The organism is Coprobacillus sp. AF33-1AC (assembly GCF_003475785.1).
GTDB lineage: Bacteria > Bacillota_I > Bacilli_A > Erysipelotrichales > Coprobacillaceae > Faecalibacillus.
Map to the genome: position 1 here is coordinate 1 of NZ_QRQB01000027.1, position 17,540 is coordinate 17,540.

Annotated in this window: 16 protein-coding genes; all 16 read left to right on the forward strand. The window is 27.5% G+C overall.

Features of this window, described 5'->3' with window-relative positions; all coding sequences use genetic code 11:
* Positions 1-1,521: GBS Bsp-like repeat-containing protein (locus DWZ53_RS09440; protein ID WP_199589184.1), on the forward strand; the 1,521-nt coding region annotated here is incomplete at its 5' end.
* A 24-nt stretch (positions 1,522-1,545) separates the two neighbouring features.
* Positions 1,546-2,433 (forward strand): glycosyltransferase family 2 protein, encoded by an 888-nt coding sequence (locus DWZ53_RS09445; RefSeq protein WP_118433844.1) that lies wholly within the window; start codon positions 1,546-1,548, stop codon positions 2,431-2,433.
* Between the two features lie 26 nt (positions 2,434-2,459).
* A complete protein-coding gene (locus DWZ53_RS09450) occupies positions 2,460-3,908 on the forward strand; it encodes an oligosaccharide flippase family protein (protein WP_118433846.1) in 1,449 nt (482 codons plus the stop codon).
* 84 nt (positions 3,909-3,992) lie between these two features.
* Entirely contained in the window at positions 3,993-4,625 is a 633-nt protein-coding gene (locus DWZ53_RS09455; RefSeq protein ID WP_199589186.1) for a CatB-related O-acetyltransferase, read from the forward strand.
* Complete coding sequence (locus DWZ53_RS09460) at positions 4,610-5,488, forward strand: glycosyltransferase (protein WP_199589188.1); 879 nt, start codon at positions 4,610-4,612, stop codon at positions 5,486-5,488. The genes DWZ53_RS09455 and DWZ53_RS09460 overlap by 16 nt, the downstream gene beginning before the upstream one ends.
* Positions 5,485-6,165: a glycosyltransferase family 2 protein gene (locus DWZ53_RS09465; RefSeq protein WP_118433850.1), complete on the forward strand. Its 681-nt coding sequence runs from the start codon at positions 5,485-5,487 to the stop codon at positions 6,163-6,165. Before DWZ53_RS09460 ends, DWZ53_RS09465 begins: the two co-directional genes overlap by 4 nt.
* Positions 6,166-6,169: 4 nt before the next feature.
* A complete protein-coding gene (locus tag DWZ53_RS09470) occupies positions 6,170-6,508 on the forward strand; it encodes a DUF2304 domain-containing protein (RefSeq protein WP_118433852.1) in 339 nt (112 codons plus the stop codon).
* Positions 6,509-6,536: 28 nt separating this feature from the next.
* Positions 6,537-7,427, forward strand: coding sequence for a beta-1,6-N-acetylglucosaminyltransferase (locus tag DWZ53_RS09475; RefSeq protein ID WP_118433854.1), 891 nt, complete (start codon positions 6,537-6,539; stop codon positions 7,425-7,427).
* Between the two features lies 1 nt (position 7,428).
* The gene (locus DWZ53_RS09480; RefSeq protein WP_118433856.1) at positions 7,429-8,361 is read left to right on the forward strand and encodes a glycosyltransferase; all 933 of its coding nucleotides are present in this window, start codon (positions 7,429-7,431) and stop codon (positions 8,359-8,361) included.
* 27 nt (positions 8,362-8,388) lie between these two features.
* Positions 8,389-9,297: an NAD-dependent epimerase/dehydratase family protein gene (locus tag DWZ53_RS09485; RefSeq protein ID WP_118433858.1), complete on the forward strand. Its 909-nt coding sequence runs from the start codon at positions 8,389-8,391 to the stop codon at positions 9,295-9,297.
* A 396-nt stretch (positions 9,298-9,693) separates the two neighbouring features.
* Positions 9,694-9,867 (forward strand): hypothetical protein, encoded by a 174-nt coding sequence (locus DWZ53_RS11125; protein WP_158568242.1) that lies wholly within the window; start codon positions 9,694-9,696, stop codon positions 9,865-9,867.
* A gap of 402 nt (positions 9,868-10,269) precedes the next feature.
* Positions 10,270-12,231, forward strand: a complete 1,962-nt coding sequence (locus DWZ53_RS09495; protein ID WP_118433861.1) for a DUF6077 domain-containing protein — start codon at positions 10,270-10,272, stop codon at positions 12,229-12,231.
* A gap of 211 nt (positions 12,232-12,442) precedes the next feature.
* The gene (locus DWZ53_RS09500; RefSeq protein WP_118433863.1) at positions 12,443-13,576 is read left to right on the forward strand and encodes an ABC transporter ATP-binding protein; all 1,134 of its coding nucleotides are present in this window, start codon (positions 12,443-12,445) and stop codon (positions 13,574-13,576) included.
* Between the two features lie 12 nt (positions 13,577-13,588).
* Entirely contained in the window at positions 13,589-14,362 is a 774-nt protein-coding gene (locus tag DWZ53_RS09505; protein ID WP_118433865.1) for an ABC transporter permease, read from the forward strand.
* Positions 14,363-14,374: 12 nt separating this feature from the next.
* A complete protein-coding gene (locus tag DWZ53_RS09510; protein WP_233541873.1) occupies positions 14,375-16,558 on the forward strand; it encodes a glycosyltransferase in 2,184 nt (727 codons plus the stop codon).
* 32 nt (positions 16,559-16,590) lie between these two features.
* Positions 16,591-17,481, forward strand: coding sequence for a dTDP-4-dehydrorhamnose reductase (gene rfbD / locus DWZ53_RS09515; protein WP_118433867.1), 891 nt, complete (start codon positions 16,591-16,593; stop codon positions 17,479-17,481).
* Positions 17,482-17,540: the final 59 nt, after the last annotated feature.

The following is a 17,540-nucleotide window of genomic DNA, read 5'->3' on the forward strand; positions in this document are numbered from 1 at the left end:
ACAAAAGTAGAAATGCCAACATGGACAGAAAAGAATGGGCAAGATGATTTGATATGGCATAAAGCGGAAGTAAAAGACAATGGAGATGGAACATATAAGGCGACATGTGAAATCAAGACATCAGATCATAATGGAGAATCAGGAAAATATATAACACATATATATGCGACAAACACAGGGAAGACAGGAGTCTATGTAAAAGATGATATTGTCATAAAAAATAGTAAGCCTGTTATAAAATCTGCAACACTTTTAACAAAAGATTCAGAGTCATACACTTTAGAAATAGTTGCTGAAGATGACTCTAAAGTAAGTAAAGTTTATGTTCCGACATGGACAGAAAAAAATGGACAAGATGATGTGATTTGGCATGAGGCACAATTTGAGTCTGGGAAATGGAAATGTACAATCAATAGAAAGGATCATTATTATCAATATGGAAATTATGTATCGCATGTATATGCATATGATAATGATAACGAAATAAGTGATGGGTATGTTTATGGCAGCACTTTAATTAGTGAACCAGATGATGATTTACCTCATATTAGTGATGTTTATATTTCTGATAAGAATGATGATGGATATACTATTACTTGCAAAGTGACTTCTAAATTTAATGTTACTAAGGTTTCGTTCCCAACATGGACTTATACAAATGGACAAGATGATTTAGTATGGCATCAGGCTTCATACATAGGGAATAACCAATATTCATTCAGAATTCTAAGAAGTTACCATAATTATGAATTTGGTACATATATTACACATATTTATGCATATGATAATGTCGGTAATGTATCTGCATTAGTTTTAGATTACAATGAGATAAAAAATACAACTGTTAGACAGGGATGGGCATACATGAATGGGCAAAAGTACTTCTTTGATAACAATGGAAATATTGCAGGTAACATGCCATCTAAAAAAGTAATTGATGTAAGTAGTTATAATGGTGTCATTGATTGGGAAACAGTTAAGCGTTATGGAGATGTGGATGGAGTTATTATAAGAATAGCTTCCCATCCAAACGGACATTATATAGACGATCCACAGTTTGCAAATAACTTAGCAGGGTGTAGAAGATACAATATTCCATTCGGAGTATATATTTACGATTATGCTAATGAAAACGCTGGTGCTTATTCAGAGGCACAAGTTGTTGTTGATATTTTAAGAAAATATGGTGTTTCTCCGTCTGAATTATCATATCCTGTGTATTTTGATTTAGAAAGACCACAGTTATCTACAAGTCAAGCGGTTCAAAATTCACAAGTATTTATCAGTAGGATGAACCAATACGGATATACAGCACAACTTTATAGCTATCGATCAATGTTACAAGGAGTATTGAATCACCCATATATACTTCAAAATATGTCATGGATGGCAGCCTATACGAATACAATGGGATGGACAAATCCATATTATCATGGTAAATTTGGGTGGCAATATACAAGTAAAGGAAGTATTCCTGGAATTAATGGCAATGTAGATATTAGCTGTTGGTTCAATGTGTAAAATACTTATTAGATAGGAGAAAGCATGGAAAAATATTTATCGATATGTATACCAACAAATGGTATGACAGAGTGGGTAAAAATAGTACTTGATAGCATATATAGTCAAAAAATTGACAATTCTTTATATGAAGTTGTTATTTGTGATAATGGTTCAGAAGATACACTAATGCAGTTTATAAATCAATATTATAAAGAAAAGGAAAATTTATTTTATAAAAAAAGTACTGCAAATGGTTTTTTAAACCAAATTGAATGTTTTAAGCTAGCAAATGGAAAGTTTATAAAATTTTTGAACCATCGAGCAAAATTAAAGGACGGCGCTATAGAAAGATTAATTGACTTTGCTAGAACACACGATGATTCAACAGTAGTATTTTTCTCTAATGGGGCATTAGCTGATATTGGTGACACTAAAGAGTTTAACGACTTTGATAGTTTTGTTAAAGAATTATCAATATATTCATCTTGGTCTGGTGGATTAGGTATATGGAAAAGCCAATTAGAAAAAATTTTAGAAAAAGATACGTTTAATAGTTTGTTTCCACATACAGATATATTATTTTTCAATAAGAGTGCAAATAGATATGTAATAGATAATAATTTGTTTTTTTCTGAAATAGATACACAGCATAGTAAAAAAGGAAATTATAATGTGTTTTATGCATTTGGTGTAGAGTATCCAAACATACTATTACAACTTATGACTGAAAAATATATAAGTGTAGAAACATTGCATTATTTGTTGCTTCAAAATTGTAAATTTGTAACTAATTTATATAGAGATTTTATAATCTTAAAGAAACCATGTTCTTACAACTTAGAAAATTATAAGAATTATTTAAATATATTTTATAATGAAAAACAAATAAGGAGACACGCTTTTTTTCCACCTGTATTTAGAAGAATATAAAGAAAAGTAGCCTAGAAAGGGAAAATATGAAAAGTTTAAGAGTAAATACGATTTTAAATATAATAAAAACAGCATCAAGTATAATTTTTCCATTTATCACCTTTCCATATGTATCAAGAGTATTAATGCCAGAATATATTGGTAAAGTTAATTTTGGAAGTTCCTATGTTAGTTATTTTTCCTTGATAGCTACATTAGGTATAACGACATATGCTGTTAGAGAGTGCTCTAAATGTAAAAATGATAAGAATAAGCTTAGTAGGGAGGCTTCAGAAATATATTCTATCAATATTTTTACAACTATTATTGCGTATGTATTGCTATTTTTATCTATCATTTTATTTAAGGATTTAAACAATTATAGAAATTTGATAATAATTCAAAGCACAGCTATATTATTTACAACATTGGGTGCTGATTGGATAAATACAACAATGGAAGATTATGTTTACATTACAATTCGTTCTGTAGTGTTTGAAGCACTAGCCTTGATATTAACGTTACTTTTTGTGAAGAAACCTTCTGATTATATGCTTTATGCTGCAATTACAGTGTTATCGACAAGCGGTGCTAATATTATGAATATCTTTTATAGAAAAAAATTTTGTAATATAAAGATTACTTGGAATATTGATTGGAAAAGACATATGAAACCAATTTTGTGCTTGTTTGTCATGCTATTGTCGCAAACTATTTTTAATAGTTCTGATATCACAATGTTAGGACTTATAAAGGGTGATTTCGATGTGGGATTATATAGTACAGCTGTAAAAATAATCAACATAATAAATCAATTAATCGCGTCTGTTTTATGGGTTGTTTTACCAAGATTATCTGTATATTTTGTAGAGAATGATTATCCTAAAATTAATTCATTATTGCGAAAAATTTTAGGATTGATCGTGGTCCTTGGGTTACCATGTGTAGTGGGCACTATTGCAATTTCTAAAAATATTATATATATAGTTGGTGGTGATAGTTATTTAGCAGCAACTACTACATTGAAAATATTATCAGTGGGATTGCTATTTTCGTTGTTTGGTGGAGGATTTATTGGAAATATAATTCTGTTGCCATCTGGACAAGAAAATTATTATATGAAAGTTTGTTGTATTAATGCAGTATTTAATATAGTTGCAAATATATTTTTAATTCCTCTGTTTGGTTCAAATGGTGCTGCACTGTCTACTGCCGCTTCATCGCTACTGATATTGATATTACTTATTCCAAAATTCGATAGAAGGATAAAAATTGATAATTTATTAGGTTTAATAACTGCTCCTGCTTTAGGGTGTGTTATTATATATATTATTTGTAGAATTGTATTTTTATTTCAGCTAAATATGTATATTGAAACTATTTTATGTTTAGGACTTAGTGCATTCACCTACTTGCTTTTACTTCTTATATCAAAAAATGAAATTGTTTATCCAATTGTCAGCAATATAGTTGATAAAATAAAAAAAAGAGACTAGTATCGTATTGAATTTTACACAACAAGAACTGAATTAAATGCAAATGAATAATTATAATTAGTTTTATCATTGGAGGGTATGGTTTTGAGAACAATAAAAAAATTAATAATAACTACTATTAAGGAAATGAAATGGAGAAAAATTAATAAACATAACGATACTTTTTATGTTAATATTACTGATTTTAATTGTGTTTCAGTGGGGAAAGGGACTTATGGTCCTATAGATGTTTTGATCAATGTTGATAAATATAAATTAAATATAGGAAATTATTGTTCTATTGCAGATGATGTTAGATTTATTTTAAGCTCTGATCATCCCTTACATCGTATATCTACTTATCCATTTAATGAAAAAATATTTGGTGAATTGGGAACAAGCGCGGTTAGTAAGGGTGATATAATTGTTCATGATGATGTTTGGATTGGGACACGTTCTATAATATTATCAGGAGTTGAAATTGGTCAAGGTGCGGTTATAGCAGCTGGTTCTATTGTAACTAAAGATGTTCCACCATATGCAATAGTTGCAGGTATCCCAGCAAAAATTGTAAAATATAGATTCTCTGAAGATTTGATAAAAGAATTATTAAAAATAGATTTCTCAAAGATTGACGATGATTTAATTAAAGAAAATAAGGTGTTATTTAATGAAAATATTGAATCAGTTATTCAAATAAAGAAAATACAAAATAGATGGGAGTGGACAGCAAAATGATAGCCGCGTTAATGACATGCTATTATCCGGATAGTGAAAATATTAAAAATATAGATATTATTTCAAAGCAAGTTGATAAAATATTTGTTTGTGATAATAGTCCTAGTAATAATAAAAAAATGATGCCTTCCGATAATGAGAAGATAGAATATTGTTTTTTTGGTAAAAATCTAGGACTGTCAATGGCTTTTAACAGAATATTAAAAGAAAAAAAATATCATTTCGATGACGATGATTTCATAATATTTTTTGACCAGGACTCTAGAATAAATGATGGTTTTATTAGTAATTTGATAAAAGACTATTTAGAAGTTGAAGATAAAGGATACGAGATTGGGTGTATTGGACCAGTATATTTTAATAATTCAAGCAATATGCTAGAAGTTCCAAAAGTAAAGACTGTTATATCTGAAAAAATATATCATGTAAACTCAATTATTACATCCTCTATGTTAATTAAGTATTCAACGTTGAAAGAACTCAATTTTTGGAATGAAAATGTTTTTTTAGATATGGCAGACTGGGATTTATGTTGGCGCTTAAATCAAATAGGGAAAATGTGCACAATGAGCGAAAACGTTATTATGAATCACACATTAGGTGTAGGGGAAAAGAGATTAGGACCGTTGAGAGTAAGGGTTGGCTCACCAATTAGAGAATATTATCAAACAAGGGATTGTATATATTTACTTAAAGAAAAATACACACCAATTAGAAATAAAATAATGTTTATTGAGATGCTTTCAATAAGACCAGTAGTTCATTTTTTGTTATTAGATAGCAAGAAAAAAAGAATGAAATATGTTAAAAGAGGAATAGTAGATTATTTTAAAAAAATTAGGGGAGTATATGTAGAAAAATGAAAACACTAATATTAGTTCCTGCTTATAATGAAGCAGAAAATATTAAAAAAACGATTAGGGATATAAAAAAAAATACGAGCAATGATTATGTAATAATAGATGATTGTTCAAAGGACGATACATATAGTATTTGCAAAGAAGAAGGGTTTAATGTTATTCATTTGCCTATAAATTATGGTTTGACAAGTGCTGTACAAATAGGATTTAAATATGCTTTAGAAAATGGATATGACGCTATGATTCAATTTGATGGTGATGGGCAACATATGGCATCTTATATTGATACAATGGCAGAGGAATTGTCGAAAGGATATGATATTGTAATAGGTTCTCGTTTTGTTAATGAAAAGAAACCCTTTTCAGCTAGAATGATAGGAAGTAGATTGATTTCTTTCTTGATAAGAATTACTACAGGTGAAAAAATTAACGATCCCACATCAGGAATGAGAATGTTTTCAAAAACTGTGTTTGATGAATTTGCGAATCAAAGAAATTATCCACCTGAACCGGACATGTTAGTTTATATGATAAAAAAAGGGAAAAAAATTAGTGAAGTTCAAGTAGAAATGAGAGATAGAGAATTTGGAGAAAGCTATTTGAATCCAATACGATCACTAAAATATATGTTAGAAATGTGTATTTCGATAATATTTATTCAATCATTTAGAAAGAGGTAGCAACATGACATTAACATTACAGATTATTTTAATTATAACTTCAATTATAACTTTTATTTTTGTTATTAATAAAATACGCAAATCACAACTAGACATTCAAGATTCAGTTATTTGGATTTTGTTATCAATATTACTTATTATAATGAGTTTATTTTTACCTTTTATCGATCGAATTGCAAGAAGCTTAGGATTTATTAGCACTTCAAATTTTGTATTCGCCTTAATAATGTTTTTTTTATTAATTATTGTATTTACACAAACAGTAAAAATTTCAATTTTAAATGAAAAAATAAAAAACTTGAATCACTATATAGCTTTAGAAGAAAAGAAAAATAAAAAGTAAATAATGACAAGTGGAGGATTTTAAGAAAATGAAAATTGCGTTTTTAATGCTAGCACATAAATCACCGCAACAAATTAATAAATTATTAGAATGTCTACAAGATAGTGATATTGACGTGTATATACACTTGGATAAAAAAAGTAATATAAAAAAAGATATTCAGGTTTATCCAAATATCATCTATGTCGATGACGCTGATAGGGTTGATATTAAGTGGGGATCAGTAAGTATGGTCAATGCTACAATACAACTTATCAAGACAATGGTTAATTCTAAAAAAGTATATGATTATGTTTATTTGATAAGCGGTCAAGACTTCATAATAAAAGATATTCAAGAATTAAAAAGTTTTTTAGATAATAATAAAGGCCAAAATTTTATAGAAATATTAGATGAAACTAATTCTAACTACTATAAGTATAGAAAAAGGGTGGAAGTGTATTATCCACAATGGATGATAAGTAGAAACAAGTTAATTATCTTACTTAAATTTGCTTACATAATAATAACAGGAGGAATGACTAAGGTATTTTTTAAGAGAAAGCAAAATTATAATTTGCCCTTTGCGTTTGGTAGTCAGTGGTGGACGCTACAATACAATGCTGTTTTAGAAATGTATACTATTATTAGTAAACATCCAGAGTATGTGAACTACTATAAAAATTCGCTTGTCCCTGATGAATCTTTTTTTCAAACAATTTTTATGATGACATCCTTTAATAACAAATCTTCTCATCATTCTCTTACATACACAAATTGGGAAGGTCAGGTCAATCATCCTAAAACACTTACCAAAGAAGACATAATTATATTAGAAAATGAAAAAAATAAGTATTTAGGAAGAAAATTTGATGAGAATGTTGATAATAGTATTATAGACTATTTTTATAAAAAATTAAGAATAAAAAGAGGAGACTAATATGCCTAAAATTTCAGTAATTATGTCTACATATAAAGAACAAGAAATATTTTTAAGAAAGGCAATTGAATCAATTTTAAACCAATCATATGAGGATTTTGAATATATAATTATACTAGATAATCCCCAAAATAAGGAACACAAAAGAATAATAAATGAGTATGCAAACAATGATGATAGGATCAGATTCTTTGTAAATGAGCAAAATATGGGATTAACGGCTTCTCTTAATAAAGGAATAAAGTACGCTACAGGTGAATTTATTTGTCGTATGGATGCAGATGATATATCAAAGTATGATCGTATAGAAAAACAGTTGTTATATTTAATTCAAAATAATTATGATTTGATAGGCGGAATAACACAAATGATTGATGAAAATGATAAGCCAATTTATTCTATCAAAAGTATTCCGACAGATTTTAATAAGATAAAGAAGATAATCAAGTATAATCAATGTTTAGCTCATCCAACATGGATAGGAAAAAAAGAATTATTTATTGAATTAGATGGCTATAGGAATATTCCTTTATGTGAGGATTATGATTTTACGTTAAGAGCAATTTTAAAAGGATACAAGGTATCAAATTTAAATGAAACAGTTTTGCAATATCGAATGACAAATAATAGTTTATCAAGAAATAATTTATTAGAACAATTTTTGTATGCAGAATTTATTACAAATGCCTATTCGAATGGACATGTTGCAAATATAGAAAAAGCAAAAAAATACGTTGACAAAAATAATAATGTAAAGAAAGCAACAAGATATTCAAAAGCAAATAAAATATTTAATGACGCAATTAATCAATTGGAAAAAAGAAATTATATTTTATTCATTTTGAAGGGTATTTCTATACCATTTGTATCACTTACATTTTTGAAAAAAATATATAGATTTTTTATGGTACAAATTAATTCTGCTAGTAGATAATTTACAAATGAAAGAAGGATTAATATTATGAAAAATATACTCATTATAGGTGGAAATGGATTCATTGGGAGAAATCTATGTATTTGTTTATGTAAATGTGGTTATAATGTATTTTCCTTTGATATTCAATATCCAGATAAAAAAAATAAAAAGATTAATTATATTGTAGGTGATTTTTTCGATGATCAAGAGCTAGAAAAGTCACTAGAAAATATAGATATAGTTATTCATTCTCTAAGTACTATTAATCCTGGGAATTCAAATGAGAGATATTTACAAGGATACTCACGAGACTTTGTTCAAAGTGTAAAATTATTTGATATGTGTATTAAAAGAAATATTAAAGTTATTTTTTTATCATCAGGTGGTACGATATACGGTGTTCAAGAAAAGCAACCGATTCAAGAAGATGCAATTACTGCGCCCATTAATCATTATGGCTCAGTAAAATTGTGCATTGAAAGTGTAATAAAAACATTTAATAGGCAACAATTACACTCTAATATATTAATTGCGCGTATTTCAAATCCTTATGGACCGGGACAGGACTATAATAAAGGTGTTGGTTTTGTAGATGCTGCAATAAAAAAATCAATCAAAAATGAACCAATAGAAATATGGGGAAATGGAGAAGTAATTAGAGACTACGTTTACATAGATGATGTTTGCGAAATGATATGTTCTTTAATTACTTATAATGGTGAACTTGAGGTGTTTAATTTAAGTAGTAATGAGGGAATATCTTTAAATAATGTAATAGAAACATTAAAAGCTATAGGTCTTAATCCACAGGTTATATATAAAGAAGCAAGGAGTGTTGATGTTAAAAAAGTGATATTAGATAATGAAAGAATCAAATCAATACATCCAATGAAAATAAAGAATTTTAAAGAGGGACTTGTAGAATATTTAAAATTTTTAAAAGAGCATAATTAAACACAAGATAATTGATTTTAAATTTATTAATGTGAATTTGACGTATTAATAATTGCTTGATATAATCGACAATAATTTATGTATGTATTTTTTATGGAAAGGGTTATTATGATAGAATATATAAGAGGAATACCTTGTAAAGAAGATAAAATATATTTAAGACAGTCAACAGAATCAATTCTGAATTTATAATTAATTTAGATAATCCTGATAATGATATACATAAACATACTATTAATGGGTATTATATGAAGGATAATAGAATAAAATTTTACATAAATTCTAAAAATTTAGGACTAACATACTCGTTAAATAGAGGGCTAAATTAGCTAATTGTGATTAAATTTGTAGAAAGGACGTTCAAGAGTAAGTCGAATTGAGGAACAACTAAATTACTTGAAAGCAGGCAACTATGACTTGATTGGTGCAAAAACACAAATGCTTGATGAAAACGGTAATATTCTTTATTCGATTAAGTCGATTCCAGCAGAGTATGTCAAAATAAAAAGAGTAATAAAATATAACAAATGTTTGGCAAAAAAAGAGTTGCTTGAAGAATTAGAAGGCTGAATATTCCATTATGTGAGGATTATACTGAAATGATATAAAGTTTCAAATTTGGATGTTACAGTATTAAAATATCGAATGACAAGTGATGGTATACCTCGCAACAACTTATTAAAGTAATTTTTATATGCTTTATTTATAACAAAAGCATATACTGAAAAAAGTAGACAATATTGAAAATGCATAAATGTATGTTGAGAAAAAGTATAACGAAAGAAAATCTAAAAGATACGTAAAAGCTAATAAAAAATTTAATGATGCGATTAATGAATTGGAAAAGGAAAATTATATTTTATTTCTTCTAAAAGGAGCAACTATGCCGTCTATATTATTTATTTGTACCATAAAAATCCTTTTTTATGGCACAAATAAATGCTTTATAATTAACAACAATCGGAGGGACTTATGAATCATATTTTAACAGTTGTATTTTTATTAACAATATTCTTCTATTATTGGATTTTAGGAGATACTATTTCAAATATATTTGAAATTAAGATTAAATCAACAATAGTGAGTGTTATTTGTGGATTTATTACTACATTTTTTATTTCATTTATTATTGGTTTACCTTGTCAATATTTTAAATTAAATTGGTATATTTTCTTTTATACATTCACTTTTATAGTTGTTTTATCTTTTGCTTTTTTATTGTATAAGAAATATAAAAATTTTGAAGGTTTTAAACTGTTTGTCAAAAATCATTTTTCTAAAGAGAGAATACTCAATCACTTAAAAAATAATTGGGTTCTCTATGTTTTTGTGACTTTGTTCACAGTATTTTCTGTATCCAATGTTATGGCACTTTATGAGTTTGATTATGATGATACATTTTATATTGGTAAAGTAGTGAATTCTATCTCTACACCCGCTCTATTAAATGAGGATTTCTTTACCGGGAAACTTGTTTCATGGACAGATATGACAAGGATTGTAAACACATATGAAATAACGTACGCGGCTTTCTCGTCTATGTTTCATATAAATCCCATATATTTATGTAAAGTATCGATGGTTATTCATAATTATATTTTATTTACTATTTCAATTAAACAACTATCTAATTTAATTTCTAAAAAGAATGCGCAATATGCGCTTTTGCCATTTTTTGTTTTTTTAATTAATCATGGTTATTTAATGCTAAATTCTAATTTTATTACCATCAGATCTTATGATTTGTGGCAATTTCAAAATGCGGTTTGGTATGGTGGATCAGTAGTAAGAGTTTTGTCAATTCCGATATTATGTATAATTACAATTCCATTAATTGAAAATAGAATAACTATTAAGAATACGATTTTTATTTTTATGATATCTTGTACAATGATGTCTTTTTCATCAATATTTGCGCCAATATTTGTAGTAATGTTTTTTATATTGTTTATTTTAAAATTTGCCTATAATACGTATTTATCTATCAAACAAAAAAAGATCAAGTCAGTCATATTAAATGTATTTTTGTTGTTTTGTTTTATATTTGGATTATTGATAACAAAAAAATTAGATCATTCTCCTTTTTTATCTGTAGATAATTATAATTATTTTAATTCAGAGTTATACCCTTTTTACTGCTACTATTTGACGGTTGATTCGATTATGCGTTTTAGTAAATTTATAATTTTGGTATCACTGCTTTTAACGGTAAATTCAAAGTATGGGAAATATTTATCTATTATTACTTGTATGCTTGTAGCAATTGTATGCTCTAATTATTTTAATGAATTACTATGTGTAACATCATTTAAATTTTTCTTTGTAATTTTGCGTTTTTATTCGTCTGTACAGTTTATGATTGTATTGCTTGTAGGTTTGATGATAGTTAAGGCATTTGATGTCATAAAATTTAAATCACTTGTTTTATCATTTGCCTCATTGGCAATTGCTGGAAATTTATGTGTTATACATAATAATTATAAAGAAATTAAATCGATTAGTTTTTTAGGATGTGGACTAAACAGCGATGGATATGACTTTGGTCAAATTACAAAATATGATAATCTAATGTTAGATATTTTTAATGATGTTGGCAGTTATTTTAATCGATTACCATATGGTAATTATACTTTGCTTGCTCCTGAAAGTTTTACATATAACGGACGAATTACTTATCAATTAGGATTTTATTTATCAAGTAATAGAATTCAAATTGAACGTTCAACGTCTCTAGATGCAATAGGTTTGCAATACCGCACACTAATAAACGATTATTTGAATAAAAATATTTCTTATCAAGAAGCAAAATCAGCATTTTCTTATTACAAAGGATCCTACCTACTTACGTTTTCTAAGAAACAAGCAATAGAATTAAAAGAATTAGGATACACAATAGTGCATAAAACAAAAAAATATGCAGTTATTCACATATAAAAAGAGAAAAATTATTTTATTAGATTAGGAATTCATGTATGAATTCCTATTTTTTTTTATAAATAGCTATCTAAAAAAGAAAGATATGATAAAATGGACTATGAGTATGGTTTATGAATTGTTGGACAAATAGATATTTATGTGATATATATTTGTAATGTTATAAGATATAATTATAATGATTATATCTAGGAAAATTAGCGGAGGTCTTATGAATAAAGAGAATGCTATTGAAGTCAGAAATATGACGAAGTATTTTAAAGTAGAATACGATAAAGCTCATACTTTAAAAGAAAGATTATTATCTTTTGGAAAAAGTAATAAAGAAGTACATACAGTATTAAAAGATATAAATTTAGATATAAAAAAAGGTGAAACAGTTTGTTTAATTGGAACAAATGGTAGTGGTAAATCAACACTATTAAAACTGATGACAAAAATCATCTATCCTAATAAGGGAACAATTGAAACTCAAGGGAAACTGACATCATTACTTGAATTAGGTGCAGGTTTTCATCAAGATTTTACAGGAAGAGAAAATATTTACTTTAATGCAGCTGTATTTGGATTAACTAAGGCAGAAATAGAAAAAAGAGTAGATGATATTATTGAGTTTTCGGAACTTGGAGAATTTATTGATAATCCTGTAAGAACATATTCTTCAGGAATGTATATGCGATTAGCGTTTTCTATCGCTATTAATGTAGATGCAGAAATCTTATTAATTGATGAAATCTTAGCTGTAGGGGATCAACATTTTCAAGATAAATGTTTTGATAAATTGAAAGAACTAAGAGATAGTGAAAAAACAATTGTTATTGTTTCTCATAGTCTGGATACAGTAAAAGATTTATGTACAAGGGCAGTATGGATTTATAAAGGTGAATTTAGATTAGACGGTGATCCAACATATGTCATTGATGAATACTTAAAACAAGTTAAATTAGATCATAAAGAAGAAGCAAAGAAGAAATATCAAAAACCATTAGATACATATCATGGTATTGTTGTTGTTGATATACCACAATCTTTTGCTGAAATAAAAAAAGAAGTGAAACAATTTACGATTTCAGGTTGGTCTTTAAGTGATTGTTTACATGATCGTTTAAAAGTAACAGTAGACGATCAAGAAATTACAGAAATGAGGCAAATCAATCGTAGTGATGTTTTAATGGCATATCAAGAAAAATATGGTGGATATGGAACGAATGAAGATGAATGTGGATTTGATTATTTTGTAGATGTTAGTCATATGGAATTGGGTGAACATGCTATTGTTGTTCAATTATTAGATGAAAAAGATAAAATAATATCTGAAAAAGATTTAAAGATTAATATCATATAGGAGAAAAAAGAAATGAAATTATTTAAAAACTTATATGACTATCGTGAATTATTAAAAACAAATGTAAAAAAGGATATTAGAGGAAAATATAAAGGTTCATTTTTAGGAGTTTTATGGTCATTTTTAAATCCTTTATTGATGGTTGCTGTTTATGCCATTGTTTTTCCATATATCATGAGAATTAAAACAGATCACTACTTACAATACCTAATTTGTGGGGTTATCCCATGGAATTTCTTTACCACTGTAATGGGGCTAGGAATGGGAAGCATTAAAAATAATGCAGGTGTCATTAAAAAAGTATACTTTCCTAGAGAAATATTACCTATTTCAGCTACATTAAGTGGGTTAGTTAATTTCTTTATAGCTTGTTTAATTATCATCATCTTCTGTGTATTTGGAGGTTTAGGATTAAGTTGGCATATTTTATTAGTGCCTTTTGTAGCATTAATTCAATTTGTTATTACTGCTGGAATGGTACTAGGTTTAAGTGCAATTAATGTTTATATTCAAGACACTGAATATATCATTCAATTCATTATTAACTTATTATTTTATGCAACACCAATTTTATACCCAGCAGAAATATTTCCAAAAGTATTAAGATGGGTACTTTATGTTAATCCATTTACTCATATTGTGAGTGCATATCGTGATTTCTTTATGTATCATACATTACCTGAGTTATCTAGCATTATTTATATGATCGTGATGGCATTAGTGCTATTTGCATTAGGTATGTTTATTTTTAGAAAATTAGAAAAAGGTTTTGCTGAAGAAATCTAGGGAGAGGAACGTATGAAAAAATTAGATTATATTAATGTAAGGGATGCACAGGTTCATGGACTTGTTAATCCAACATTTATTATGAGGGGAAATTGTTCCTTAAAAGATTATTCATTAGAAGTTGAAGTAGACGGTAAAATAAAAGAAGCTCATTTTTTACCTGATTTAGCCTCAGATAACTATGAATTAACTTTATCTTTAAATAAAGATGATTCAGTAGTTAAAGTGTATTTATTACATGATGAAAAAAGAGAACTGATTTGTACCAGAAAAAATACATTCTTTAAAAGAGTAAAATCAAAGATAAGAACTTTATTACAAAAATCAGTAAGAAAAACAAAAGAAACAAATAATAAATTTAAAGTCAATTTTTATGCTGTTGGTAAAGAAGTGAAATATATTGCTAAAGAATATCATTTTGTTTTAACACTAAATCGTTTAAAACAAAGTAAACGACGTATTAAAGAAAATAAAAAGACAAAGAATAAATTTTTAGATGTTTATAATTTCTTAAATCAAAAAGAATATCTATTATGGTTAGAAAAACATGAAGAAAAATTTGAAGAACATCCAGTATTTGATTACAATCCATTAATTTCCATTGTTATTCCTGTTTATAACGTAGAAAGGAAATATTTATCAGAATGTTTAGATTCTATTCTTAATCAAACATATCAAAACTTTGAAATTTGTTTATCAAATGATTGTTCTACTTTACAAGAAACAATAGATACTTTAAATGAATATGAAAAGAAAGATACTAGAATCAAAGTTCATCATCGTATAGAAAATGGACATATTTCTAGAGCAACCAATGATGCATTAAATATAGCAAGTGGTGAATTTGTAGGATTAATGGATAATGATGATTTACTTGCCAGAAATGCGTTAGCTGAATGTATAGCTGTATTAAATAAGAATAAAGAACTTGATTTTATCTACACTGATGAAGATAAAATGGATATGGAAGGATTAAGAAGAGACCCTCATTTTAAATCAGATTATGCACCAGATTCTCTATTAGGAAGTAATTATCTATGTCACTTTGAAATCATGAGAAAATCAATCGTTGATGAGATTGGTGGTTTTAGAGTCGGGTATGAAGGAGCACAAGATTATGATATCTTTCTTCGTTTTTTAGAAAAAACAACAGCTGATCGTGTCTATCATATACCAAAGATTTTATATCATTGGCGAATGATTGAAGGCTCTACGGCAGCAACAATAGATAGTAAAGGATATGCTGTAGAAAAAGGAAGAATGGCAGTTGAAGATTCATTAAAAAGAAGAAATATTAACGCTAAAGTTACTGTTCATCCCCATGTACCTTACTATTTAGTAGAATATTTATATAAAGCTGAACCAATGATTTCTATTGTTATTCCTACTAAAGATTATGCTGATGTAACAGAACAATGTTTAAAATCATTGTTTGAAAAAACAACATATAAGAATTATGAAGTTATTTTAATGAATAATAATAGTGAAAAGAAAGAAACATTTGACTTATTTAATAAATATAAAGAAAAATATGATAACTTTAGAGTCATTGATGCAAATTATGAATTTAATTACTCTAAAATTAATAACCAAGCAGTACATGAGGCTAAAGGTGAATATATAGTCTTATTAAACAATGATACTGAAATTATTACACCTAACTGGCTACAAATTATGGTGGGTTATGCAATGCAACCCCATATTGGTGCAGTAGGAACAAAATTATTATATCCAGATAATACAGTACAACATGCAGGTATTATTTTAGGTATCGGTGGTATTGCGCAACACTGCTTTATTGATAACCCTAGAGATGATGTTGGGTTCTATGGTAGATTATCAGTTCCATTCAACTATAGTGCTGTAACAGCTGCATGTTTAATGGTGTCTAAAGAAAAATATTTAGAAGTTAATGGTTTAGAAGAACAATTACAAGTTGCTTTTAATGACGTTGATTTTAATCTTAAGTTATTAGATAAGGGCTACTACAATATTTGTTTAAATCATGTAGAATTATATCATCATGAATCTAAATCAAGAGGTGATGATACGGTAGATACAAATAGTGCTAAATATCGTCGCTTTGTTCAAGAACATGACTACATTAAAGATAAATGGGGTTATATGCTTTATAATGATCGTTTCTATAATCCTAATTTAAGTTTAAAGAAAGCTTTTGTTTTGGATAAAGATTAATATAATAAATTTACACATTTGGAGGTAAAATAATGAAAGTATTAGTAACAGGGGTCAATGGTCAATTAGGCTATGACGTCATGAACGAACTCAATAAAAGAGGATATGAAGCTATTGGTAGTGATATCACTGAAAGTAATGACCATTTTAGTCATTATGTTCAATTAGATATTACTGATCAAGAAGCTGTTGAATCAGTGTTGATGTCAGTGAAACCAGATGTTGTTGTTCACTGTGCAGCATGGACAGCTGTTGATTTAGCTGAAGATGATGATAAAGTAGAAAAGGTAAAAGCAGTTAATACCAAAGGTACAGAAAATATTGCATTGGTTTGTAAAAAATTAGATTGTAAAATGATTTATATTTCTACTGATTATGTATTTAATGGTCAAGGAGATCAACCATGGGATCCAGATTGTAAAGATTATGCACCATTAAATGTATATGGTCAAACAAAATTAGATGGTGAACTAGCAGTCGCTCATAATTTAGATAAATACTTTATTGTACGTATTGCTTGGGTATTTGGTATTAATGGTAAAAACTTCATTAAAACCATGTTAAATGTAGGAAAGAAATATCCACAAGTAAAAGTCGTTTGTGATCAAATAGGAACACCTACTTATACTTATGATTTAGCTAGATTATTAGTTGATATGGCAGAAAGTGATCAATATGGTTATTATCATGCAACTAATGAAGGTGGTTATATTTCATGGTATGATTTTACGGTAGAAATCTTTAAACAAGCAGGATATACAACGGAAGTTCTACCAGTTACAACAGAAGAATATGGTTTATCTAAAGCAGCAAGACCTTTTAATAGTCGTTTAGATAAATCTAAATTAGTAAAAAATGGCTTTAAACCATTACCTACATGGCAAGACGCTTTAAGTCGTTATTTAAAAGAAATTGAATATTAAAACAACACAGCCATTTGGCTGTGTTTTGCTTTATATTTCTTTCTATTGCTGTATATGTT

Excerpts from the sequence above, each read along its gene's own strand:
- DWZ53_RS09470 (WP_118433852.1), top strand. The coding sequence starts at position 6,170 with ATGACATTAACATTACAGATTATTTTAATTATAACTTCAATTATAACT.
- DWZ53_RS09475 (WP_118433854.1), top strand. The coding sequence starts at position 6,537 with ATGAAAATTGCGTTTTTAATGCTAGCACATAAATCACCGCAACAAATT.
- DWZ53_RS09485 (WP_118433858.1), top strand. The coding sequence starts at position 8,389 with ATGAAAAATATACTCATTATAGGTGGAAATGGATTCATTGGGAGAAAT.
- DWZ53_RS09510 (WP_233541873.1), top strand. The coding sequence starts at position 14,375 with ATGAAAAAATTAGATTATATTAATGTAAGGGATGCACAGGTTCATGGA.
- DWZ53_RS09445 (WP_118433844.1), top strand. The coding sequence starts at position 1,546 with ATGGAAAAATATTTATCGATATGTATACCAACAAATGGTATGACAGAG.
- DWZ53_RS09480 (WP_118433856.1), top strand. The coding sequence starts at position 7,429 with ATGCCTAAAATTTCAGTAATTATGTCTACATATAAAGAACAAGAAATA.
- rfbD (WP_118433867.1), top strand. The coding sequence starts at position 16,591 with ATGAAAGTATTAGTAACAGGGGTCAATGGTCAATTAGGCTATGACGTC.
- DWZ53_RS09505 (WP_118433865.1), top strand. The coding sequence starts at position 13,589 with ATGAAATTATTTAAAAACTTATATGACTATCGTGAATTATTAAAAACA.
- DWZ53_RS09450 (WP_118433846.1), top strand. The coding sequence starts at position 2,460 with ATGAAAAGTTTAAGAGTAAATACGATTTTAAATATAATAAAAACAGCA.
- DWZ53_RS09495 (WP_118433861.1), top strand. The coding sequence starts at position 10,270 with ATGAATCATATTTTAACAGTTGTATTTTTATTAACAATATTCTTCTAT.
- DWZ53_RS09500 (WP_118433863.1), top strand. The coding sequence starts at position 12,443 with ATGAATAAAGAGAATGCTATTGAAGTCAGAAATATGACGAAGTATTTT.
- DWZ53_RS09465 (WP_118433850.1), top strand. The coding sequence starts at position 5,485 with ATGAAAACACTAATATTAGTTCCTGCTTATAATGAAGCAGAAAATATT.